The sequence below is a fragment of the Paenibacillus sp. RS8 genome (genome assembly GCF_041956825.1).
Lineage (GTDB): Bacteria > Bacillota > Bacilli > Paenibacillales > Paenibacillaceae > Paenibacillus_AQ.
The window spans coordinates 6427144-6451773 of record NZ_CP168131.1; the positions used below are offsets into that span (position 1 = coordinate 6427144).

The window sequence follows — 24630 nt, forward strand, 5'->3', positions numbered from 1 at the left end:
CATTTGGCTCGTTTATGTTACCGGCGGCACATTGTATTCGATTTTTCGCATACATTTGGCTCGTTTACGTTACCAGCGGCACATTGTATTCGGTTTTTCGCATACATTTGTCCGTAGGCTCGGCTAAAACATGCATTTCGGAGGATATAACGTCCGCTCGGTTTTTAGAATCTGACGGATGACTCCTCGTTTATTCCATGTCTCCTGCTTCTTTACGTTCACCCCTCCTTCCTCTTTCTTCGGAGTTATCCACATTTTTTTGTATTGTATAATTTCCTAAACAATAAAAAAAGATGCTTACAGCCATTTAGCTGTAAGCATCCTTTTTATTTACTTAGCAGCTCTTATCGGCGATCCTTAGGACCTCCGACGAAAGCCTGCTCTGTAGTATCAAGATTGTAGGCGGTATGAAGCGCCTGAATGATTGAAGGCAAATTGCCTGATTCAATGACGCAAGATACTTTGATCTCAGACGTACTTACCATCTTGATGCTCACACCCTCTTGGGAGAGTACATCAAACATTTGAGCCGCAACCCCTGGATGGCTGACCATACCCGCGCCAACGATGGACACCTTCACCAGGTTATCCTCAGACGTAACTTCACGGTAAGGCAACGTTTTATGAATTTGCTTAATTACTTCTTTCGCACGATCCAGCTCATCAAGAGAGACCGTAAATGAGAAGTCAGCCTGCTCATTTTGTACACCGCTTTGTACAATAATGTCAACGTTAACGCCCTCTTCAGCCAATTTGCCGAAGACTTGAGCAAGCACGCCCGGAACATCAGGCACTCCTAGAATACTTACACGTGCTACGTTCTTGTCATACGCAATACCACTTACTACGACTCCTTGCTCCATGCTTGCTTCCTCCTTCACAACGGTACCTTCATTATGATTAAAGCTCGATCTGACGACCAGCTTAACTTGATGACGCTTAGCGTACTCCACTGCACGTGGATGTAGTACAGCTGCTCCCAGATTGGCAAGCTCTAGCATTTCATCGTAAGAAATCTCCTTCAGCTTACGCGCTGTCTTCACGATACGTGGATCTGTGGAATAGATACCATCAACATCGGTATAAATCTCGCATACGTCTGCTTGAATCGCAGCAGCCAATGCTACAGCTGTTGTGTCCGAACCTCCACGTCCTAATGTGGTGATCTCACCTTCCACAGTCATTCCCTGAAAGCCTGCAACGATCACGATCTGTTCACGTTCCAAAGAGGCTAATACACGACGTGGGTCAATTTCATTGATACGAGCTCTGCCGTGAGTTTCGTCTGTCCGGAATCCGGCCTGCCATCCTGTATAAGAAACTGCATTCCGCCCGATCCCATGCAGGGCAATGGATAATAGAGCGACGGAGATTTGTTCACCTGTCGTCATCAACATATCCATTTCACGTGCGGGCGGCTGCCCGTTTAATTGCTTCGCCGTATCGATCAAATCATCTGTTGTATCCCCCATTGCAGATACAACCACAACGCAGCGATGTCCCTCATCTTGCTTGTCTGCGATGCGCTTAGCGACGCGTTTCATACGTTCAGTGTCGCCGACGGAGCTCCCTCCGAATTTCATAACATAAAGTGACAAAGTCCCATTCACTCCCCATATCGGTCTATGTAGTTGCTTCTAATCGGTTTCCCGCTTTAAATCAGTATAATACGAAAACAGTGCCTTGCGTTAATGGTTTCACAAAAAAATTATTAATTTCCATACTGGATTCAAAAAAGATAAGATCGCCATCGATCTTTAGTCTGGCCTTATTTTACTCATCTTCCAATATTTTAATGCGAGCTTGTTCGACAAACAAGAACCCTAACACCATCGTCCATTCCTTTACATTAAAAAACCTCCACCGTATAAACGGGGAGGTTATTCTAATCATATCTAAGTTATTATTCTGCTGCCTACGCGCGGGAGATATATTTACCTTCACGAGTATCAATGAGCAGGATATCTTCTTCGTTGATAAACAATGGAACCTGTACGCTATGACCAGTTTCAAGCTTGGCCGATTTCGTAGCACCTTGAGCCGTGTTTCCTTTAACGCCAGGCTCAGTTTCAACAACCTTCAACTCTACGCTGGTAGGAAGATTGATTCCGAGAATCTCGCCTTTGTAACTAACGATGTTTACAGTCATGTTCTCTTTAAGGAAATTCAATTCCCATTCCAATTGCTTTTCAGACAATTCGAATTGGTCATAAGTTTCGTTATCCATGAATACATGGTCCGATCCGCTTGCATATAGATATTGTACGCCACGGTTTTCGATAATAGCACGGCCAATTGTTTCACCTGCACGGAATGTGCGCTCTACTGTATTACCGTTACGCAAGTTCTTAAGCTTGGAGCGAACGAATGCTGCGCCTTTACCTGGCTTAACGTGTTGGAAATCAATAACGGTAAAAATATCTCCTTCTACCTCTACGGTCAAACCTGTCTTAAAATCATTTACTGAAATCACTAAAAATCCCTCCAAAATTCATAATTAATCTAATACATCCCGCTTACTTACAGTACTGTATATTCTTTAGACGAATGGGTCAGCAACGAAATTCCGCTCTCCGTGATCACAATGTCGTCTTCAATACGTACTCCGCCAATTCCTGGCAAATAGATACCAGGCTCTACAGTTACGACCATCCCCGGCTGCATAACATCGTCACTAAGTTTGGACAAACGCGGCCACTCATGAACTTCCATTCCAAGTCCATGACCCGTGCTGTGTCCAAATTGTTCACCATATCCGTAGCTAGCAATGATATCACGTGCCAAGGCATCGCATTCCCGTCCAGTCATACCCGGTTTGATATGTGCTAACGTATGTAGCTGAGCTTCCAGCACAATATCATAAATCTCTTTCAGCTTCGGATCCGGCGCTCCGAGTGCGATGGTTCTTGTCACATCTGAGCAATAGCCATCAAGTAATGCACCGAAATCAAGGGTAATGAATTCATTGCCTTGAATTACACGGCTGCTTGCTACTCCGTGTGGCATGGACGAACGTTCGCCTGAAGCAACAATCGTATCAAACGATGAAGAAGTTGCACCATGGGTACGCATATAAAATTCCATTTCCAAATCAACATCGCGTTCAGTCATGCCCGGCTTGATCACGTTCAGAATATGACTGAATGTAGCATCGGCCAGATCTGCTGCACGTTGCATAACGGCAAGCTCTTCCTCATCCTTGAACATACGAAGGTCTTCCACGGCCTTGGAAACTGGGACTAACACTGCCGGCTTAAGTGCTTCTGCATATGAGGTGTACGCGCTGAATGAAACATCATCCTGTTCGAAACCGATACGTACTTCTTTACCAGAAGGCAGAAGCTCGCGTACTGTATCAATGAACTTAGTTGCATGTTCTACAACGTTTACCCCCACTGCTTGGTCCGCGGCCTGTGTCATATACCTGAAGTCAGTCAGCAGATAACAATCATCACTTGTCACCAGTACATAACCGGACGATCCGGTAAATCCACTTAAATAGCGGCGGTTATAACCGCTAGTTATCAACATTGCTTCCAATCCTTGATCCTGCAAAACCTTACGCAGCTTGGAGACACGCTTGTTACCCATTTTCATTCTCCTCTCGAAATAGCCACATTGTATTTTAACATAGGGATATCCCCTTGAGAAGTTTTTTCGCGCCGTTAGGCAAGCGCTGTACTTTGCTCACGCTTCCGTTCGTCCGTATACTCGATCGCTGCTGTATATCCAATGAACATTCCCCATAGTAGAAAAATGCAGAACTCACTAATGACCGTGTTCCACGGCAGCTTGAATGGGGGCTGCATAAGAAACAATTGAGAACCAGGAATAAATATAACCGCCCACCAAAAAATGCCGTAGACCAGCCCTGGCCAAGGTCCCTTCAGCTTGCGCAGAAGCAGTACATACAGTATGGACGCGATCACCGAAAATACGATAAAAAACATGTATCCCACGAAATGTCCGAACGCAGTTGTCAAAAACTCATGTTTATAAAAAGGCTCTGCGATAAAACCAGGACTGACTTTGGTAAAACTGAACCAATAGGTAAGCCAGTGAAGCCCTCCCCAAATCAATCCAGAAAAAAAACCTAATTCGAGTGCAAAAAGCCAAATATTTGTATGCCCCGATTGTTGTTGATGAGATTTGCTCATGAAATTGCCTCGCTTTCTTTATTTTCAATACTGAATTATCTCTCGCTCTCTCTAGAAGATAGTATGTACAGCAAAAGGCGATCCAACTAGTAATGTCATCAAAAATTAGTTACAATGTATTATATAAATCATATTAAATACGAGAAGGTGAATTGGTTGTCCCAGGAAACTCCCAGTTACGGCGGCCAAGCCGTCATTGAAGGTGTCATGTTCGGCGGTAAGCATATCAATGTAACAGCCGTACGACGCAAGAATCAGGAAATCACATTTTTAGAGGTACCCAAAACAGATAAGAGCTGGGTCACGAAACTGCGCAAGATTCCGCTGCTTCGCGGCCTTGTCAGTATTATAGATGCCAGCGCTAAAGGCTCTAAGCACTTGAACTATTCAGCAGAATCCTACGCCGAAGATGAATTGGAACCGGAAGATCTGGAGAAGGAAAAAGCAAAGCCGAAGAAAAAGGATGAGGGCTGGAGCTTAGGAATGATTTTTGGCGTAGCAGTAATGGGTATTCTCTCCTTCTTGTTCGGAAAGCTCATTTTTACGCTCGTACCGGTATTTGTAGAGGATTTTTTATTTAAAAATGTATTTGATAACTACGTACTGCACAACCTCATAGAAGGCGGCATCAAAATGGTTCTCTTGCTGGTCTATTTATGGGCGATTTCTCAAACACCTGTGATCAAGCGACTGTTCCAGTATCACGGTGCAGAACACAAAGTCATCAGTGCCTTTGAAGCAGGCGAAGAACTGACTGTTCAGAACGTTCAGAAATACAGCCGTCTGCATTACCGCTGCGGAAGTAGCTTTATGATGCTTACGATTATCCTCGGGGTGATTATTTACTCCGTAGTGCCATGGGATAATCTTTGGGAACGTGTAATCCAGCGGATTATCTTGTTGCCAGTCGTAATTGGTGTATCGTTTGAAGTACTGAAGGGTACCAATGCAGTAAGAGAAGTGCCAGGTCTTAAATATCTGGGTTACCCTGGATTGTGGCTGCAGCTCCTTACAACCAAAGAGCCAAAAGACGATCAGGTAGAAGTATCTATCGCCTCTTTCAACCGTATGCGTGAGCTTGATGCTGCGATTGAAGCAAGAGGGTATACGGAGGAAAGTATGTCCGGTGGCATATTGGATCCTGCGAAAGGATGAGTGATCTATGATCAGGCATGCTTTAATTTTTTGGATTACGGTTACGCTTGCGATTTTCGGTTTTGTGATTGGAGTGTTGACTGCCCCTTTCTTTACGCTGTCGAAGCTGATTCTCCCATTAGTACTGCTCACGATCATTTATTATGCTTACAAGAAAATGGGACCAGGGAAATATGCTCGAAGCAGTAATAGATCTAAGGTTAAAGTGAAGCCTTCTCAGAAGACTATGTCAAAGGTAGCAGGAATTCGCAAGAATCAAGCTGCACCAGGCAAACGCAAAAGCTATCCTTTCCAAGTGATCGAAGGAAGTAAAGGAAAAAATGACGATCAGCTTCCTAAGTATCACTAACTTCATACCAACTCAAAAAAGCATCTCCACGTTTTTAAGTAACGTGCGGGATGCTTTTTTTCTATACGTCGATGCTCGCTCGTTATCTTGGTCGCCACTCCTTAAAGAAATCCTCCCCTGCTTTAAGTCCAGCAGCATACAATTCATCGCTTTGCGCTTTTGTAATTTGAAACTGAGTCGTCCCAATCCCAAGCGTAGGAATTTTTACCGTGCGAACAAATTTATCCTCTTCAATAAACTTCTCATCATGAGCAGAGAGCATGGTAGTTACCATAGCTTGGAGCATACTGAATGGCCCGTTGATTTTATGCGGCTGCGGATCCGTCTTACCTACCGTTTGATAACCTACCGTAGGAATTTTATTCCCTGGTTGTTTGCTACCGTTATTCTTGCCGTCAAATAGCCACAATGGGAAATTACTCAATAGCCCACCATCCACAACATACACAAATTGCTCGGTAAAGGATTTCCCTCTTGCTGCTTGCCCATTAAGTCTTAGCATGACCGGATCAAAAAAATAAGGAATGCTGCAGCTCATTCGCACTGCCTTAGCCACTTCAAAATGCTCCGGAGAGATCCCATACTGCTCCAAGCCATCTGGCAAGACTAATATCCTTCCATTTGTGATATCGGATGCGATGATGGATAATTTACCGGCAGGCAGATCACGGAAGGTGATGATTCCCTTTTTCAGTAATAATGCTCTTACCCAGGACTCCAGGGCTTCCCCAGAATATAATCCTTTCTTCAATAACACTCGAAGCGCAGGACCAACGATAGCAGTATTGTAAACGGGACCTCGCTTCAGAAACGATGAAAAGGATGTTCCTTGGATGATTCGACACATTTCCTCCCCTTCATAGCCCGCTGCTAGTAAAGCGGCTACAATCGAACCTGAGGAGGTTCCTGCTACTCTTTTAAAAGTCCAGCCTGCCCTTTCTGTAGCTTCCACTGCTCCTGCGAGGGAAATTCCTTTTACGCCTCCTCCTTCAAAAACTGCGTTAATCTCCATACACAAAAATCCCCCGTTTCCATAGATTCTATTGCTTATCTATGAGCACGGGGGAACATTCATGACACCTTATAAATAACAGTTACCTATTAGGACTTAAAATAAAAGGTCAATAAGCTCGACAATCCGAACGGATTGCGGACTACGACGTCATTCGCTCTGAACATAATACTACCTGCAACCTCTTCATACTTCTCATTATATTTGAGCTGATTAATAATTTGATCTCCACTTTGCCATTCTGCCTTTTGATCACTGGCTCCGACCTTATAACCAGCTAACCCGATGTAGAGTTTAACATTCGTATTCTCTACTTCTTTTACCCACCAATCTACTAACTTGTCATAACGCGCTGTGCTAAAGGACAGACTCCAATAAATTTGCGGAGCGACATAATCAATCCAGCCCTGCTTAATCCATGTCCGAACATCCGCATACATGCTGTCATAAGCAGTTACCCCTGCACTAGTGTCCGAACCTGTACTATCATTTTTAATATTCCGCCATACTCCAAAAGGACTGATTCCATAAGAAGCCTTAGGTTTTACCTTATGAATCTGTTCTCCCAACTGACGGACAAATTCATTAATATTATCTCGGCGCCAATCAGCTTTAGAAAGCTTTTTCGAATTATAGGTAGAATAAGCAGCATCATCGGCAAAAGTAACATTGGAAGGATAAAAGTAATCATCCAAATGGACACCGTCGATATCGTAACCTTTAACCACTTCCATCACCGTGTCGATGATATGCTCACGAGCCTCTGGAATACCTGGATTAATGTATTTCTTACCATCGGCATTCACAATCCATTCTGGATGTTCTTTTGCCACATGGTTACTTGCTAACGTTGAGGTGGAAGCATCTGTCGTTGCACGGAATGGGTTGAACCAAGCATGAAACTGCATGCCGCGGGAATGCGCAGCACTGACCATATAACTTAGAGGATCATATCCCGGATTCTTCCCTTGTGTACCCGTCAATACCTTAGACCAAGGAACTAAAGTCGATGGATACAGACTGTCTGCTGAAGGTCTAACCTGCACAAACACAGCATTAAAGCCAACGGCTTTTAGCTTGTCTAACAAATTATCAAACTCTTGCTTTTGCTTCGCTTCGTTTCCTGCCGAAGACGTTGAAGGCCAGTCCAGATTGAATACGGTGGAAATCCAAGCCCCCTTCATTTCCTTACTAGTCGATCCACCAGGGATAGTGGGTATCGTTGGTACTGTTGGTGTCGTTGGTGTTCCTGGATCGACAGATTGTGGGGGTTCCGTGTTGGAGAACAAGGAGATATGCTTATTCACCTGATCCCATAACACCTGTAGTCCCAATTGCTCACTTACAAAACGAATCGGTACCATTACCCGCCCCTGCTTAATCTGCACAGATGTATCCAGCGCTACTGAGGCATCGTTTACCAAAGCATTTTTCTTGCCGCTCGTTAGCTTAAGGACCGTCTCTCCTAGAGTGATCGTTACAGTCTTATTCATTCGATTCCATACTACGCCGGCATTTAATCCATTACTGATCACACTAATGGGCACCATCGTTACATTGGAGGTTGTGATATACGGGGGCACATCACTTACCAGCGCTTCTCCATCCAGTTCAATGGTAATTTGCACCGCTGCCGCGCGTGCACCAGGTGACCATAAAGGCAGAAACAACATAAGTACTAACAAGCTCAACATCCATTTACGATAATTCATAATTCCTCCCCAAATCTAAAAAATATGTATCTAAAAAAAAGAAAAAACGGATAGATCCTTCATGCAAATGAGAGAATGCCTCCTTGAAAAAAGGGGGTCTCTGTCTTTGCAAAAAATATAAGAGGTACCGAATGAAACTCATACCCTCTTATATTTTTAAAAAGGACTGTATCCGTTTTGACGCTAAAAACTGGGAAAGGTTGCACTAAACAAAATAGAAACGGCTATACTATCCACTGATTATGCTCACGAAAGCCTTGCTGCGCATAACTTTTAGGACAGTATCCGTTTCGGGAAAAAACATTTTAGGAATCACTTGTCAGTTCATTGTGAATCGCATATAACGTCTGTATACGTTCTTCGTCACGCCGGAAATATTCTACCAATGTTTCAATACGAGTAATCGAATCCCAACTTAAGTGATGCTCGATTCCTTCAACATCATTATAAATGTATTCCTGCTGTACTCCGATCAATCCGAGGAATTCCTCCAGTAGTTGATGACGATCAACTAGCCGTTTTCCTACTTTTTTCCCTTTGTTGGTTAGGACAAGCCCACGATATTTCTCATAGATGAGATATTCGTCCTTATCCAGTTTTTGGATCATCTTGGTCACAGAGGAGGGGTGTACTTCCAGTCCCTCGGCAATATCCGAGACCCGCGCATAACCTTTCTCATCTATGAGCTTGTATATGCGCTCCAAATAATCCTCCATGCTGGGTGTTGGCATTAAACTTTACCTCTTTTCTATAATGAGCATGGCGCCGGGCCAAACCTTGCTCTAACAATGATACATGTTTCTAACGCACCTTGGCAAGTCCTTCAAAGGAACTTACAGATGAGTTGCACATGTTTACCATGCTTCTGTTGGGGCTGAGTTAGACATAATAAACATACTCGTCATTCCAAAGGAGCGTGAAAGTATGACTATAGTGACGCCAGAGTCCGCTACTGTAAAAAGATCCAGAAAACCAACTGCACTTTTTCTTCCAGAGCTCGTTTTCTTTGAGCCGAATGCTTTAAATTACCCTAAAGGTGAAAAAATTATGGAATGGGTAAAAGCTAACGATATCCCCTATCGTATGACTACATCACATAATCGTATTATGAATTTCCCCGGTGAAACTGAGGTCGAGCAATACAAAATTGCCAAAAGAACGCTTGTTGTCGGCCTACGCAAAACTTTGAAGTTTGACCAATCCAAACCATCGGCTGATTATGCTATTCCGATCGCCACTGGCTGTATGGGGCACTGCCATTATTGCTATTTGCAGACCACCTTAGGGGCAAAGCCTTACATTCGCGTATATGTAAACACAGGAGACATTATTGATGCTGCCAAAACATATATCGAGGAGCGCAGTCCAGAAATCACGACTTTTGAAGCTGCCTGTACTTCAGATCCGGTTGGACTGGAGCATATCACAGGTTCTCTGGCAGAACTAATTACATTTATGGCAAAAGAACCCCTTGGCCGTCTGCGCTTTGTGACCAAATACCAACATGTTGAACCACTGCTTGCTTTGGAACATAACGGACATACCCGAATTCGCTTCAGCGTCAACGCAGATTATGTAATCAAGAATTTCGAACCAGCCACCTCCCGTTTTGAGGAGCGTATTGAAGCCGCTGGCAAGATAGCACGGGCCGGTTATCCGCTTGGGTTTATCATTGCTCCAATTATTTGGTATGACGGCTGGCAAGAAGGCTACGCTGAGCTACTGGCCAAATTAGCCCAGACCCTCCCCCCTGAAGTTGGAAAAGGATTAACCTTCGAAATGATTCAGCATCGATTCACCAAAACCGCTAAGACGGTAATTGAGAAGCGCTACCCCAAATCCAAGCTTGAGATGGACATGGAGAAGCGTAAGAAGAAATGGGGCCGCTGGGGACAAAATAAATATGTCTATCCCGATGAACAGCAAACCGCCCTGCGAGAGTTTATCACAGAGCGGATATTCGAACATTTTCCAGAAGCAGGGATTGATTATTTCACCTAAAAAATGAGCCAATCCGGTGTGATTCCCTGCAGCCACACTGTGATCCGGAACATTTGATCTGTAAAGAGCAGAACGCCCATAAATACCATGAGAACGCCGCCAATCTTCATCAGCACATTTGAATATTTAAGGATACGTCTGGCTCCGCCAAGAAAGAAGGCCAAGACAAAGAATGGCAATGCGAAACCGATGCTGTAAGCCGTAATTAACGTAAACCACGTGCCGGGCTCACTGGCGGAAAGTGCGATAATTGCGGTCAGAATCGGTCCGATACATGGAGACCAGCCCGCTGAAAAACCGATCCCAAAAATAAAGGATCCCACATAACCCGCCGGCTTCCATTTTAAATCAAGCTTAAGCTTACGTTCACGAAGTAGAAATTGCGGCTGAAAGATCCCAAGCAGAAATAATCCCATCACAATAATCAGAATCGCCGATAATTGCCGGATCAGATCACGTTGTCCATTAAAGAATTGTCCGAATAGTCCTGCACCAAATCCCAGTGTGTAAAAAACCGCTGAAAAACCTAAAATAAATGCCAATGTATGGGTTATTGTGCGTATTCGGACCTCTTTGGTATTGCTGCCTGACTTCAATTGCTGAACGGATAATCCGGTAATATACGATAAATAAGAGGGATAAAGCGGTAAACAGCAAGGTGAAATAAACGATGCTACCCCTGCTGCTAAGGCTATTCCTGCATTGATATTAGACAAGGTAGCGGCTCTCCTTCCAGCATTCGAGTCACTTCAGGGAAATAGTGTAGCTCCTTCATGTAAAAAAATGCATACCCTATATTTTATTCGCTGTTTATGCTGGCAAACCCTTTTTGCCGATCAAGGTCAATACTAATAGTGATATGAGTAAAAGCACAATGGTAGCACCAGGTGCCAGATTCCATACTCCTGCAACTACTAGTCCGCCTACAACAGCAATTTCTGAAATAATGACCGATAGGATAACCGAGGATTTAAAGCTTCGTGACAGCAATAAGCTTATGGCCACCGGAATGGTTAGTAGAGCAGATACTAGCAACGACCCGACAATTTTGATCGCTGTGCTGATTACAAGCGCCGTCAGAATAGTGATCAGCATGTTGAGCAGCTTCACAGGCAGCCCGCTGACACTCGCAGCATCCTCTTCAAAGCTAAGCAGGAAGAATTCCTTAAAGAACATCGTAACTACTACTACAACAGCTATCGTTACGATCCCTACTACGATTAAATCGGTATTGTCTAGCGTATAAATGCTACCGAACAAGTAACTCATAACATCAGCATTATAACCTTTTCCCAGGGTGAAAAAGAGTGAGGCTAAAGCCACCCCGCCCGACATAATTATCGCAATCGATAGCTCCGCGTAACTCTTATATGCCTTGCGAAGCTTCTCTATTGCAAAGGAAGCCACCACTGCAAAAATAAGACCTGCTCCTAGCGGGTAGAATCCTGTTAAAAAACCAAGTGCCACACCGGCTATCGTAACGTGAGCCAGTGTATCTCCAATCATAGATAAACGTCTAAGCACAAGAAAAACGCCTATAAGCGGCGCTGTAATACCTATCAGCAGACCGCCTGCAAGCGCCCGCTGAAAAAAATCGCTAAATAGAATCTCCAACTTTAACTCTCCTTCTTTTGGTACCTTTTCGAACCATTCGAGCATTTATAAACCTTATATCCTCTAAAACCTTAGATCCTAAATATATTATCAAATCTTTTTTCGATCCCTCCCAAACCCTCCCTTCCAAGGGAGGGCCCCAAGGGCTCTGCCCTCTGGACACCCGTTCAGTGCAACTAGCGTAGGAGTTGGGAATACCGAACATAGATAGGTCGGGGAAAGATCGCTTTCGCCCCTTACGGGGCACGCTTGTACTTAGGTGGTATCTAGATACGGAAAAATTAGAATCAACCAGAATGAGAAACCCCTGACTTCCGCACACTCTATGTATAACTCTAACCACAGACAAAACTGCGATTCAGAGTTTAACTATGACCTAAGAGAGCGTGTGCTGCAGGTTCTCTTCCGTACAATTCTGCAAATCATGAGAGTGACGGGAGAAAAAGTTAATCTTACCGTTCGTTTGCACAGGTTCATTCCCTAAGTAATTTTTAATCATGTCGATATCATGCGACACCATCAGGAATGTCATATGATGATGGGCATGCATATGTGTAATTAGATCAAAGAATCCTGCTTGGGATTCAGCGTCAATACCGACTGTAGGCTCATCCAAAATTAAGAGATCCGGATGGTTGATCAGCGCACGCGCGAGAAATACACGCTGCTGCTGGCCGCCTGACAGCTGCCCTACTCTTTTCTCCGCAATATCCTGTATCCGCATCACTTCCAGCGCATCTTCGCATTGGCGGTGCTGAGCCTTAGATACTCTACGTATAAGATTCTTGTTGTTGTATAAACCAGATAGCACTACTTCACGCACCGTTGCTGGAAACAGCGGGTTGAAGGCATTCTTTTGTGGAACATAACCAATCCGTTCCCAGTCTTTAAACTTGCGGACAGGTGTTCCGAATAATTTAATTTCACCACTGCTAGCCGGAAGCAAACCGACGATCATCTTCATCAGTGTTGTTTTACCAGCGCCATTAGACCCAATGATACCGAGGAAGTCTCGTTCTCTTACACTATAGTTAAGATTCGAGATCACCTTCTGTTCGCCATATGAAAAAGAAAGATCCTGTATATCGATGATATGCTGATGGCAGTCCAAGGATACCGATTGCATGCTTAAGCACCGCCTTTTCCTTATACTTTCCTTATTATTGTAAAGCCATAATCAGATTTTGCAAATTTTTCTCCATTAATGTGAAGTAGTTATCCCCGTTCTTTTCTTGCTCTGCAGTGAGACCCTCTACTGGATTAAGGACCATAGTAGACACTCCGGCTTCAGCTGCTAACGTCTTAGCCAGTTTATCGGAGACAAGCTCTTCAAAAAAGATGTACTTGATGTCTTCGTCTTTGACCAACTTCGCCAGATTCACCAAATCTTGACCTCTTGGCTCTGCGTCAGGTGATAATCCCATGATCGCATGCTGTTCAAGACCATAATCACGCGCAAGGTATGAGAATGCTTGGTGCGAAACTACGATTTCATGGTTAGGCAGCTTGGTAAGCTCCTGCTCAAATTTACTATCCAAAGCCTGTAAACGTTCAGCAAGCTTATTGTAACGCTCTTCATAACCATCTTTATGCTCCGGATCTACAGACTGGAGACTGTCTTTAATATTGCGGGCCATGATGATCGCTGATTTCGGGCTAACCCAGGTATGCGGGTCTGTATGAAGGCTGTCCCCAGAATGGCTATTATGATCAGCATCATCTTCATGATGATCCTCTTCACTACTGCCCCCGTGATCATGTCCGTCATCTTCATCAGTCATTATTAAATCAATCCCTTTACTTACTTCAACGGCTTCCACCTTGCTGCTGCTATCAAGCCCTTTTAGAAAATTAGGAACCCATCCCTCAAGCCCTGCTCCGTTATATAGGAACAATTGCGCTTTAGAGGTGTTAACAATATCCTGACTGCGCGGTGTCCAATCATGCGGCTCTACACCAACCGGAAGCAAATTAATGGCATTTATATCATCTCCACCAATTTCCCGAGTAAACTCATAAATAGGATAAAAGGTAGTTACAACATTTACTTTCCCTTCAACTATACTTCCACTGCTCTTAGGTCCACATGCAGTGAGTGTAAATACAAGCACCATTGCAAGAATGAGCAGACTTATTCGTGACTTCATAGCAACCATTAAATTGATCTCCCTCTCAAATCGTAATCTTTACTATTAGAAGTATAATAGTAATCATTACGATAAGTCAACAATAAATCCTGATAAGATGATTCTGGATTTTATCTTTGCTAATACTTCGAAAAAAGGAATGTTCCCACAGCCTATCCGGCTGAAGGAGCATTCCCTTCCTTGATATAAATTTTCATTTATATATTCTACATTACCAATCTTACTTCACAATAGCTCCATTTGGCATGCTGTCTGGCACCGTTGCTATGGTTAATTGATCACCTTTAGAAGCCGCTAGAATCATCCCTTGTGACAATTCTCCGCGTAGCTTCACCGGCTTCAGGTTCACAATACAAATCACTTTTTGTCCTACCAGCTCTTCCGGCGTGTAGAATTTAGCGATACCAGAAACGACTTGACGCTGCTCATAACCTAAATCCAGCTGCAGCTTCAGCAGCTTGTCGGCTTTCTTTACAGGCTCTGCTGCAATGACCTGAGCTACTCTGAGCTCAGCCTTGGCGAAATCGTCGATACCGATCTCTTCTTTATGCTCTTCCTCAGGCTCGGATACCGCTGGGGCAACAGGAGCTGCTTCGGCTGCTTCAGCCGCAGGCTTGCCAGCACCCATGGCGTCGGCAATATAAGCTACCTCTTGCTCCACATCTAGACGCGGGAAGATAGGATTGCCTTTCACCAGCTTTGTTCCTGCCGGAATCAGACCAAAAGTCTTACCGCTGTCCCAGGTCGTGAGCTCACCTGCTTCGATGCCAAGCTGCTCCCAGATCTTCGCTGGGGTTTGCGTCAAGAACGGCTGTAGCAGAATGGAAGCGGTGCGAAGACCTTCCACAAGATGTCTCATCACGGAAGCTAACTCCGCTGTTCTGCTCTCATCCTTAGCAAGTACCCAAGGCTGTGTCTCATCAATATATTTATTGGTGCGGCTGATAAAGATTCCGATAGCTGTCAGCGCTACGGAGAACTCCATTTTTTCCATCGCTTCTTCTACTTTGGCATAAGTGTTCTCTGCCGCAGCTTGAAGCTCACCATCAAATGCTGTTACATTTCCTTCATACGCCGGAAGCTCTCCACCGAAATACTTCTCCACCATCGCACCTGTCCGGTTCAACAGGTTACCAAGGTCGTTAGCAAGATCATAGTTAACCCTATCTACAAAGCTTTCAGGTGTGAATGTACCATCCGAACCAAACGGTACTTCCCGCAGCAGGTAATAACGAAGTGCATCGAGGCCGTAACGATCAATCAAAGTAACCGGATCTACTACGTTCCCTTTGGATTTCGACATTTTGCCATCCTTCATAAGCAGCCAGCCATGTGCAAACACCTTTTTCGGAAGAGGTTCACCTAGCGCCATTAGAATAATTGGCCAGTAAATGGTATGGAAACGAACGATTTCTTTGCCGACAATATGTACATCTGCAGGCCAGAAGTTATCGTACAGACTGCGATCCTCAGAACCGTAACCCAAAGCAGTAATGTAATTCGTCAACGCATCGATCCATACGTACACTACATGCTTTTCGTCGCCTTTAACTTTAACACCCCAATCGAAAGTCGTACGGGAAACCGCAAGATCCTCCAGACCAGGCTTGATAAAGTTGTTGATCATTTCGTTCTTACGGGATTCCGGCAAAATAAATTCCGGATTTTCCTCATAAAATTGCAACAATCGATCTGCATATTTACTCATCCGGAAGAAATAACTCGCTTCCTTCACCAGTTCAACAGGATGACCGCTATCAGGGCTTTTTGCGCCAATGATTACGCCATTGTCATCTCGAACGATATCAACCAATTGCGTTTCGGTATAGAAGGTTTCATCCGGAATACTGTACCAGCCTTCATATTCACCTTTATAAATATCACCTTGCTTGAGCAGTCGATCAAAAATATCCTGAACAACCTTTTTATGACGATCTTCCGTAGTACGGATAAAGTCATCATTGGAGATATCTAACTTACGCCATAATTCCTTAATTCCAACAACGATGTCATCTACGAACTGCTGAGGGGTTTTACCCGCTTCCTCAGCCTTCCGTTCAATCTTTTGACCATGCTCGTCTGTACCTGTTAGATAACGTACGTCATAGCCGCGTAGACGTTTGTAGCGGGCCATTGCATCTCCAGCTACAGTGGAATAAGCATGTCCAATATGCAGCTTATCACTCGGATAGTAGATTGGTGTAGTTAAGTAAAAAGTTTTCTTCTCGCTCATTGATTAATCATCCTTTCTTTCATTAAAAGACAAAAAACTCCCGCCCCTATAATGGGGCGAGAGTATAACTCACGCGATACCACCCAAATTTCCTGTCTCTTCACAGAGAACAGGCTTCGCCAGTTCCTTCCCGGGAACTGTCCATTAACGCTGGAACACGCTGTTATCTTACGTGAACCTCAAATGCAGTTCCCGCTCGAACACAGTTCCTCCCGGACCATATTCAATCTAACGCTCCATACCGGCTTTCAGCTCGAACCGGCTCTCTGTAATGGACGTACCGATTTACTCATCCGTTCCTCGGAATTCATACTATTACCTGTGAATATACCCAATGATAAGGGCCCCTGTCAAGTCGCACGGGCAGAATCCTTCTTCGAGGGTTGTTCCTCAAGAGGTGGAACCGGATCAAGCCCCCCTGGATGGAAGGGATGGCATCTAGCAATCCGCTTGGCAGCAAGCCATGAGCCTTTAAGTGGACCATGGACTTCAATCGCTTCTAGCGCATAGGCAGAGCAGGTTGGATAAAAACGACAAGTTGCAGGCTTAATCGGGGAAATGTACTTGCGGTACACCCGAATGGGAGCCTGAATCGTTCTTCGAAGGGTCGCCATCCTTAGACCCCTTTTTTGTGATTAGCTGCTGCGACTAGTTCTTCTTCCCGGTTCTCTTCACATTCTTTGCAATAACCGAACACCTCAAATTTATGCTTGACTACCCGGAATTGATCAGGTGTATCCGTTAAATTCATCGGGCAGAAATTAATCGGGTAGGTTTTCTCGCATTGAAGGCAAATCATATGATGATGGTGATCCTGATGATTACAGCTTCCCTTGAATTTCACTCCGTCTTCAAAGACGATTTGTTCAAGTACACCAAGCTCTTCCATTACACGCAGATTGCGGTACACGGTATCAAAGCTAAGTCCGCTATACTTGCGGCCCATATGCTCATAGACATCCTTCGCTGACAAATAACCCTTATTCTCGCCGAATAACTTGGCAAGCGTTTTGCGTTGGTCGGTGATTCGCAGACCTTGCCCCGACATGACCTCTAATATTTGTTCTGTCGACAGCATACGCTCATCTCCCATAACATTTCAGTTCATTTCATTTATACTTCACTCTCTTAATAATGCCCCAAAATAAATGCCCCGTCAATGAAACAACCAAGTGCATGAGCGTTCATCGGAGTAAAATCATACATTTAAATACAAAAAGTCCGGCTGAGTATTCCTTGGTGGAATATTCAGCCGGACTTTTATTTCAGTTAATCCCAAATAACTTAAAGGATGGACATATTATTTTATTTCTTCGCAGGTAGCGGTGTAACTAGGAAATTCACCGGCAAGTTACTACCAGAAGCTGCTGTGAACAAAATCTCCACGGAGCCGCCATAATCGCCAGTACGATAAATTACACTGTTCATGTCAGCACTGGAGAGACTTCCAGATGTCGGCATGTGTACAATTTGACCGTTAACTAAGACAGGACCCATGTAATTACCGCCACGTGGATTAAACGTAATCAAGGAATTAGGTGCAACACGATCGAATTTGATTTTGTATAACACCCCGAAATTACCCGCATTCGATGCTTCAGTACCGTTCATTGGGTCTACGCCGATCAAATTCAAATCACTCGAATTGTCACCGAGAAGAAGTCTCGCAGGAGTTACTCCTACTTCATCGGTAACCGTGATGATGCGTGTAGAATCAGCATAAGTTCCTCTGTTATGCACCCCATCACGATCCAATATTGGAAGTGTAGGCAGTGTTGTCAAAGGATCTTTATTCGCATCGATCATCATGACATTATATTCAATAGGATAATCACTAAATAAATCCGCTTGGAGTGATACAATCTCGCCTGGTTTCATGGCAATTTTGTTTAGATCCGTAAGAATCGAGACGCTTTCCCCGGGTTGTAGGACCGTTGTCTTATAATCTCTTCTAGTCTGCATAGACTCCCAGTACCGCTGCACTGACATTTTACCAGTACCTTCTGGATAAGAGTTTGGACCGCCAAAGCCTACATATTCGGTTGTAATTGTCGTAGGGTACAGATTGTTATTCTTAGCAATCACATACACCTTCGTTTTAATATTCATATTATTCTTGTGGTGAACCAAGAAGCGGGTTCCGCCAAATGATGTTTCTTTATACGTGATCCCTTCCGTATTCACTGTTTCTGGACTGTTACTGCGGATAAGGGTATAAGGCTCAGAAGAAAGGTTATACGCTACCTTCTGCCAAGTTGGAACCATCGATCCATCGATGTTAAATACACTACCTGGAGAACCGAATAATCTGTAGAAATCCTCTTTACTGTACATGATTTCATCTGAAATATTAATGGTCTTCTCAAAAGTGCTGATTGCGCCATGTGAATCTTTTACTTGAATGGCTACTGTTGCTGGACCTGGAGTGAAGAACGCTTCTGCTTTGTTCGTCCAAGTCACTTCAATTTGATCACCGTCTGGGTCGCTGCTTAGATCTGAATAAGTGATCATTTCACCCATTTTGTAAGAGTCTTTGTCTGTCGTGAAATTAGCGACTGGTGGTGTATTCGGTTTAAGTACATTGATGGTCACGGAGTAAGGATCGCTCCATTGTCCATTCGCATCCATAACGGAATAGGATACTACATAAAATCCTGGTTGATCATAAGCATCCTGCTTTCCTTCCCAGCGTTCATCGACAATGGCCGTACCATTCGGTGAAGAGCTGGAAGTCACAAAATTCACAGGATCACCCGCATAAATCTCAGTCGGCACTGTAAAAGAAGCTTTAGGCTTCGTGTTCAGCGTAAGAATTACTCTTTTTTGGACATTATCAACGGTATAAGGAATGCCTAACGCACCGGTGATGGACGTCAAAGGAACCATAAACGTACCATTAATTTGGTAAGCTGGACCTTTCATCGTCACATTTTTACCATTAACGGAATAGATCTTACTATCCGTCTTAAAGCGCATTACATCGCTTCCTTTGGTAACAATCGTTTCTTTCGTTTTATAATCGTAAATGTATTTCACACCTACGCGCTCTACCATAGCTCGGATCGAAACGTATGAGACACCATTCTTCACGGCCATAGGCTGATTAGCCAAATATTCAACACCGTTTTGGTACATTTTTTTGCTGTTCATCATTAGTACAAGCTGATTACTAGCCGCGGCACGAACGCCATCTGTTGGTGTTGGCTGTGTAGTAGGTACAGGTGTTGCTGTTGGAAGTGGTGTTACTGTAGGTTCAGCTGTTGCCGTAGGTTCAGCTGTTACACCAGGTTCAGTTGTTGCTCCAGGTTCAGTTGTTGCTCCAGGAATTGGAGTAGGAGTTGGTGTAGGTGATACTACTCCCCCTGGTCCCTCAGTCTGCAATGGTGGCAATGGGTCAGTAGCCTCTGGCATAACATCCGTCACAGATGTAGCAGCTGCCCCTACTTCATTGGTATTACCGGAGGTATTATTGACAGCTTCGGCAAAAGCCGGCACTGCCGAGGCGGCCTGAGAGATGGCCAAAACAGCAACTAACGTTAATTTCTTCAAATCCATGATATAACTCCTCTGCTCCTATTTGTAAATATAAGTAGGTCTCTGTCTTTTTCATACGCCTCTTATATTCCCCGCAAAAACGTATCCACCCTCTACAGAGCGGAACAATTGCTTTTTGCCACGTTCGTTATAACAAACCATAGTATTAGACGCATTCGACCGCAAAAAGTTTCATTTTAAGGTAAAGAAAGATTAACTCAGTATTAAATCAACCACAACCCACCCTTCAGCCCCCCCCGAAAAAAATGAGATTATCCATATAAATATGTGTATTTTGCGGTAAGGTATATTCGCATTCATTTGCTTTTGTTACAATGTATGGAAGAATATCTTTTTCATGCGGGTGATGACATGTCCAAGAAAATCTCCATCCTCGTTCAATTAATCATGGGTTTCTCACTAATCATCTTTACGATCGTAGCCTTTACGATATTTTTGTCCTACCGTTCGTCATCCCAAGCCGTTCTTAACCGGTCGAACCAATATATTCTAGAGTCCGTCAAACAGCTTCAAGGTAAAATGGATGCTATTCTTCAAGATAATGACAAACTCTCATCTACGATCATGTTCAGTCCCTTGATTCAAGAAACACTGGGAGACTTAGCAGGATCCCGCACACCTCATACTGACGCTATGGATATTACCCGCTACATCGATCAACAGACACGTTCCATCAACTCTGACATCCAGTTCAAGCTGCTCGGACTTTCAGATAATCAGGTATATACCAATAGCAGTTCTTTAAAAGTAATCTGGGACAGCGAGAAGGAAATCCGCGGGGCCTATTGGTTTCCAGCTATAGCAAAGAATAACGGCCGCATGGTCTGGTTTGGTGTAGATGTATGGCAGAACGGTACGATCCCTGTGGTCATGGGAGCAAGGAAAATTAATGATTGGAATGATTTAAATCGGTTAGGAACTCTATTTCTCGTCCTCCCTGTGGAGGTCATTCATAACGCTGTCAGCCAATTTCACCTGGGTAAAAATGAGAAAATCCAAATTGTTGATTCATTTAACACCATTGTTTATTCCACGGATCCAAATGAGATTGGGCTGTATATGGATGACAGAATTCTAAATCAATTCAGCAACCATAAAGCACGAATCATCCCGCATACCATAAACTCCCGCAATATGTTCGTATCCTATGCCTATTCAACCTATAGCGAGTGGAGTGTGTTTGCTTATATTGATTCTAAAGAAGCTGTTAAAGATTTAAATGGCATTCGCCGGAATATTATACTAATTGGTTTGTTGGGGATGGCCGCAGCGCTATTGTTTACTTCCTTTTTCTCGTGGACACTATCTAAACCGCTTCGTAATCTCGCAACCAAACTAAGCAATGTTGAGCGTGGAACCACACTGCCTTTTGTAAAGACAACCATGAACAAAGAAATGGCTATCCTTTACTCAAGCTATAACTCCATGCTTCAAAACCTGGACCACACCATTGCTGACCTTTCAAGTAAACAAATTAGTGAAAAACAAGCTCAAATCGTGGCGCTAAAAGCACAATTCCGCCCTCATTTTCTCTACAATACTTTAAATACCATCTATTGGTCACTTGCTAATAAGCGCCTGCGAGAAGAGTCACAAATGGTGCTCGCACTTAGCGACTTGCTCCGTTATAGCATTGATCGAGGATCGGAATTTGTTACGGTTGAGGAGGATTTACAGCAATTAGAACGGTTCATTTATCTGCAAAAATTACGCTACGAGGACAAACTACAGGTTGATCTACATGTGAACCCTGAGGTCATGAATCGGCAGCTTATGAAGCTAACCCTTCAGCCCCTTGTAGAGAATGCTATCACTCATGGACTTGAACCTACGCTACGGGAGGTATGGCTCATACGTATTCGAGCCTACAGTGAGGGCACGTTACTTGTGCTAACTGTAGAAGATAATGGGGAAGGCATGAGCGAGGCAAGAATGGCAGAGGCCTTAATCAGTGACGAGGTCAAGCCAGAGAAGCTGCTTCACACCGGCATCGGTCTTTCTAATTTAAATCATCGTATAGAACTAATCTATGGACATGGATTTGGCCTTCATTTATCAACAAGCGAACTCGGAGGCTTATTAGTAAAAGTCACTGTTCCATTACAGTTCGATCAAGGGTAGGGGGCGAAGTGATGAATGTGTTAATTGTTGATGACGAGAGTTTTGTTCGACGTTCTCTGTCAGAAATGCTGGGAAGTGCGAACCAGAATTTTAGCATCATTGGGTCAGTAGAGAACGGATTAGCAGCTGTGCAATTGTTAAAAGAGCATGCTGTCGATCTCGTAATATCAGATATACGAATGCCCGGCATGGATGGACTCGAGCTCTCCAAGCATATCCATGAATGTTATCCTGACACTGAAACGGTTCTGCTCACAGGTTATCAGGATTTCTCCTATGCCAGCCAAGCCATTCGGTACGGTGTTCGAGAATATCTGGTCAAGCCAAATTCAGTCGAAAATATCCTCGAGGTCGTAACAAGTGTGTACGATCGTCTGGAATTAAAAAAGCAACATAGGCAAGTATCGCAACTACGAGAAAAGAATCTACGTGAGAAGCGCCTTTCGGATCTTCTTTATGGCATTCCATTGCCCTATTTTGAAGAACAGCTCATCCCTCCCTTTCATTCTTTTGTCATCGTAACTGTAAATCATCTAGGTGATGATATGCCACAGTACTGGTCCGAACAAGCAATGTATGCAGCCGTAATCAATATATTAGAAGAGTGTTTTTCACTTTACGCTAACGTTGTCGGCATACAAGAAGAGCAAGAAGCAATAATCATGTTATTCTATCCGCATGAACAATCTGAAAGAATCGATGAGGCGTTGACGCAGGAGACGATGAGTAAGCTGTCAAGTATCTTGAAATCGCCTTTCAGCGCGGGTGTCTCCAACCCTCATTATGACCTTGGAGCTCTCACAACAGCCTATCATGAGAGTCTACAGGCGTGCCAACAGATCAAAAAGGATAGTACACGATCGGTTATCTATTATAATGATGTATCTATGTACTCGGCGTCCCCACAGCTTACGGAACAACTACAGGTTAAGGCTACACGCAGGGTAATCTCTATGATGATTGAGGTAATGAATTCCCGACTCCAAGAGAACCTCTCACTCAAAATGATCGCAGATGAACTATACATGAACCCCACCTATCTTGGTCGTCTGTTCAAAGACGATGTAGGAGAATGCTTCTCCAGTTTCCTAACCAAGCTCCGTATTCAAAAAGCAAAAGAGCTGCTAAATAATGTTACGCTTAAGGTTTACGAGGTTAGTGATTTAGTTGGCTTTAAGGATCCTGCATACTTCAGCCTCATATTCAAGAAATACATGGGTATGACTCCTCAGGAATTTCAGAAGCATAACAAATAAAGTCGAGGTGTGTTCTCTTGCATGTGAACGCTAAGTTGATGACTGTCCTGTTAACCCTTGGATTGCTTCTTCATACAAGTGGTTGCCAGATCTCTCCCTCCAAGGAAGACATTGATCTACAAGACCCGATCCAGCTGAACATCTGGCTTACCGCTGGATCGGGTCTTGAGCCGCTTATAGCCGAGTATCAATCCCAGCATCCCGAGCTAGAAATTCGTATTCAGACCTCTACCTCCACGCAGCTTCCCGCCAAGCTGCAGACTTCATTCGCAGCAGGATATAGTTCCCCTGATGTAGCGGCTATTGATATTAGCTATTTGGATCGTTTTAAGCAGTTCCCCGATTATTTTTATAATCTAACAACATTTGGAGCGAGTGATCTGAAGGATCAATTCCTGAGTTGGAAGTGGCAGGAGGTGCTCGGGACTGACTTTATCTTCGGATTACCGACTGATATTGGTCCTTACGCTATGTTGTATCGGACTGATATTTTCGCGTTATCTGGACTCCCTACCAGACCGGAAGAAGTAGCAAATAGAATCCAAACTTGGGACCAATTCCTCAGGGCCGGCACTATAGTCCATGAGGCAACTGGCAAAGCCTTTGTCAATGACTTAGAAAATCTGTATCTAACCCTTTTGCGCCAGTCCAAGCTTCAATATTACAGCCCCACTACACAAGAACTGATCGTAGGAAATAATCCTGCAGTTAAAGGGGCCTGGGACTTCGCAATTCAAGCGCTTAAGCTGAATCTATCCGCCGGTATTGCCGTAGATACACAGCGCTGGGGTGCAGGTCTGCTAAATGGTGACTTTGCAGTTATGCTCTGTCCAGCTTGGATGATTGATCATATCAAGAGCAGTGCTCCAACAGCCAGCGGATTATGGAACGTAACGACCATCCCAGGAAACAGCGCTAATCGGGGAGGTTCCATCCTTACTTTGCCTAGAACAGGTAGTCATCCAGAGGAGTCATTCGCGCTTATCAAATGGTTAACCGAGCCGGCACAGCAACTAATCTCATTTAAGACACAAGGTGCATTTCCCTCCACACCCAAAATTTATGACGATCCAGAGATCCACAACCTGTATGATCCCTATTTTCCTAACTCAGAGATTGGACGTGTCCTATCTACAGCAGCACAAGAAGTAATTCCTACCTATTACGGTCCTCACCATGCTGATGTAGAAATAAATATGCTCGAATACTTGACCAAAGCTGAGCAAGGTAAACTAGATCCCGAGCAGGCTTGGTCACTTGCCATTCAGGTGGCACAAAAAATAGATACTTCCTTCCGCTAACCTATTTATCAATCGCA

At 44.0% G+C, this 24630-nt stretch carries 21 protein-coding genes and 1 other annotated feature; of the genes, 6 read left to right on the forward strand and 15 right to left on the reverse strand.

The features are described from left to right. Positions 1-344: 344 nt before the first annotated feature. The 4 genes from ACDZ28_RS30295 to ACDZ28_RS30310 form a co-directional block, all read right to left on the reverse strand. Entirely contained in the window at positions 345-1598 is a 1254-nt protein-coding gene (locus ACDZ28_RS30295; protein WP_042129833.1) for an aspartate kinase, read from the reverse strand. A gap of 317 nt (positions 1599-1915) precedes the next feature. Continuing rightward, entirely contained in the window at positions 1916-2473 is a 558-nt protein-coding gene (gene efp / locus ACDZ28_RS30300; protein WP_042129835.1) for an elongation factor P, read from the reverse strand. A 47-nt stretch (positions 2474-2520) separates the two neighbouring features. After that, a complete protein-coding gene (locus ACDZ28_RS30305) occupies positions 2521-3591 on the reverse strand; it encodes a M24 family metallopeptidase (protein WP_375103511.1) in 1071 nt (356 codons plus the stop codon). Positions 3592-3665: 74 nt separating this feature from the next. After that, complete coding sequence (locus ACDZ28_RS30310; RefSeq protein WP_339287471.1) at positions 3666-4157, reverse strand: YqhR family membrane protein; 492 nt, start codon at positions 4155-4157, stop codon at positions 3666-3668. A 207-nt stretch (positions 4158-4364) separates the two neighbouring features. On the opposite strand from ACDZ28_RS30310, the gene ACDZ28_RS30315 reads away from it, so the two are divergent. Then, positions 4365-5312, forward strand: coding sequence for a DUF1385 domain-containing protein (locus ACDZ28_RS30315; protein ID WP_375105438.1), 948 nt, complete (start codon positions 4365-4367; stop codon positions 5310-5312). A 7-nt stretch (positions 5313-5319) separates the two neighbouring features. Continuing rightward, positions 5320-5661, forward strand: a complete 342-nt coding sequence (locus ACDZ28_RS30320; RefSeq protein ID WP_375103512.1) for a hypothetical protein — start codon at positions 5320-5322, stop codon at positions 5659-5661. An 82-nt stretch (positions 5662-5743) separates the two neighbouring features. On the opposite strand, the gene ACDZ28_RS30325 is transcribed toward ACDZ28_RS30320, so the two are convergent. The 3 genes from ACDZ28_RS30325 to mntR all read right to left on the reverse strand — a co-directional run bounded on the left by ACDZ28_RS30325 (position 5744) and on the right by mntR (position 9116). Next, the gene (locus tag ACDZ28_RS30325; protein WP_375103513.1) at positions 5744-6673 is read right to left on the reverse strand and encodes a patatin-like phospholipase family protein; all 930 of its coding nucleotides are present in this window, start codon (positions 6671-6673) and stop codon (positions 5744-5746) included. A gap of 89 nt (positions 6674-6762) precedes the next feature. Further along, positions 6763-8385 carry a family 10 glycosylhydrolase gene (locus ACDZ28_RS30330; RefSeq protein ID WP_375103514.1) on the reverse strand — a complete coding sequence of 541 codons (1623 nt, stop codon included), beginning with the start codon at positions 8383-8385 and terminating at the stop codon, positions 6763-6765. A gap of 305 nt (positions 8386-8690) precedes the next feature. After that, entirely contained in the window at positions 8691-9116 is a 426-nt protein-coding gene (gene mntR, locus ACDZ28_RS30335) for a transcriptional regulator MntR (protein ID WP_042129847.1), read from the reverse strand. A gap of 193 nt (positions 9117-9309) precedes the next feature. Between mntR and splB the strand changes: the two genes are divergently transcribed. Next, positions 9310-10386, forward strand: coding sequence for a spore photoproduct lyase (gene splB, locus ACDZ28_RS30340; protein ID WP_076120634.1), 1077 nt, complete (start codon positions 9310-9312; stop codon positions 10384-10386). On the opposite strand, the gene ACDZ28_RS30345 is transcribed toward splB, so the two are convergent. From ACDZ28_RS30345 to ACDZ28_RS30380, 8 genes are all read right to left on the reverse strand, one after another. Further along, the gene (locus tag ACDZ28_RS30345) at positions 10383-11102 is read right to left on the reverse strand and encodes a cytochrome c biogenesis CcdA family protein (protein ID WP_375103515.1); all 720 of its coding nucleotides are present in this window, start codon (positions 11100-11102) and stop codon (positions 10383-10385) included. The genes splB and ACDZ28_RS30345 overlap by 4 nt on opposite strands. 94 nt (positions 11103-11196) lie before the next feature. Further along, positions 11197-12000, reverse strand: a complete 804-nt coding sequence (locus ACDZ28_RS30350; RefSeq protein ID WP_076120635.1) for a metal ABC transporter permease — start codon at positions 11998-12000, stop codon at positions 11197-11199. Between the two features lie 376 nt (positions 12001-12376). Further along, positions 12377-13126, reverse strand: coding sequence for a metal ABC transporter ATP-binding protein (locus ACDZ28_RS30355; protein ID WP_042129853.1), 750 nt, complete (start codon positions 13124-13126; stop codon positions 12377-12379). A gap of 34 nt (positions 13127-13160) precedes the next feature. Continuing rightward, a complete protein-coding gene (locus ACDZ28_RS30360; protein WP_042129855.1) occupies positions 13161-14156 on the reverse strand; it encodes a metal ABC transporter solute-binding protein, Zn/Mn family in 996 nt (331 codons plus the stop codon). A gap of 211 nt (positions 14157-14367) precedes the next feature. Beyond that, a complete protein-coding gene (gene metG, locus ACDZ28_RS30365) occupies positions 14368-16380 on the reverse strand; it encodes a methionine--tRNA ligase (RefSeq protein ID WP_042129857.1) in 2013 nt (670 codons plus the stop codon). Positions 16381-16429: 49 nt separating this feature from the next. Then, positions 16430-16690 (reverse strand) — a binding site (T-box leader). A gap of 40 nt (positions 16691-16730) precedes the next feature. Beyond that, a complete protein-coding gene (gene yidD, locus ACDZ28_RS30370; protein ID WP_042129859.1) occupies positions 16731-16994 on the reverse strand; it encodes a membrane protein insertion efficiency factor YidD in 264 nt (87 codons plus the stop codon). 2 nt (positions 16995-16996) lie between these two features. Next, positions 16997-17458, reverse strand: a complete 462-nt coding sequence (locus tag ACDZ28_RS30375) for a Fur family transcriptional regulator (protein ID WP_042129860.1) — start codon at positions 17456-17458, stop codon at positions 16997-16999. A gap of 227 nt (positions 17459-17685) precedes the next feature. After that, entirely contained in the window at positions 17686-19935 is a 2250-nt protein-coding gene (locus tag ACDZ28_RS30380; RefSeq protein ID WP_375103516.1) for a stalk domain-containing protein, read from the reverse strand. 318 nt (positions 19936-20253) lie between these two features. On the opposite strand from ACDZ28_RS30380, the gene ACDZ28_RS30385 reads away from it, so the two are divergent. Genes ACDZ28_RS30385 through ACDZ28_RS30395 form a run of 3 tightly spaced genes read left to right on the forward strand, consistent with a single transcriptional unit; the run spans position 20254 to position 24613 of the window. Further along, on the forward strand, positions 20254-22056 hold the full coding sequence (locus tag ACDZ28_RS30385; RefSeq protein ID WP_375103517.1) for a sensor histidine kinase: 1803 nt from the start codon (positions 20254-20256) through the stop codon (positions 22054-22056). Between the two features lie 11 nt (positions 22057-22067). Then, positions 22068-23312, forward strand: coding sequence for a response regulator (locus ACDZ28_RS30390; protein WP_375103518.1), 1245 nt, complete (start codon positions 22068-22070; stop codon positions 23310-23312). A 38-nt stretch (positions 23313-23350) separates the two neighbouring features. After that, entirely contained in the window at positions 23351-24613 is a 1263-nt protein-coding gene (locus tag ACDZ28_RS30395) for an ABC transporter substrate-binding protein (RefSeq protein WP_375103519.1), read from the forward strand. The last annotated feature ends 17 nt before the right edge of the window (positions 24614-24630 follow it).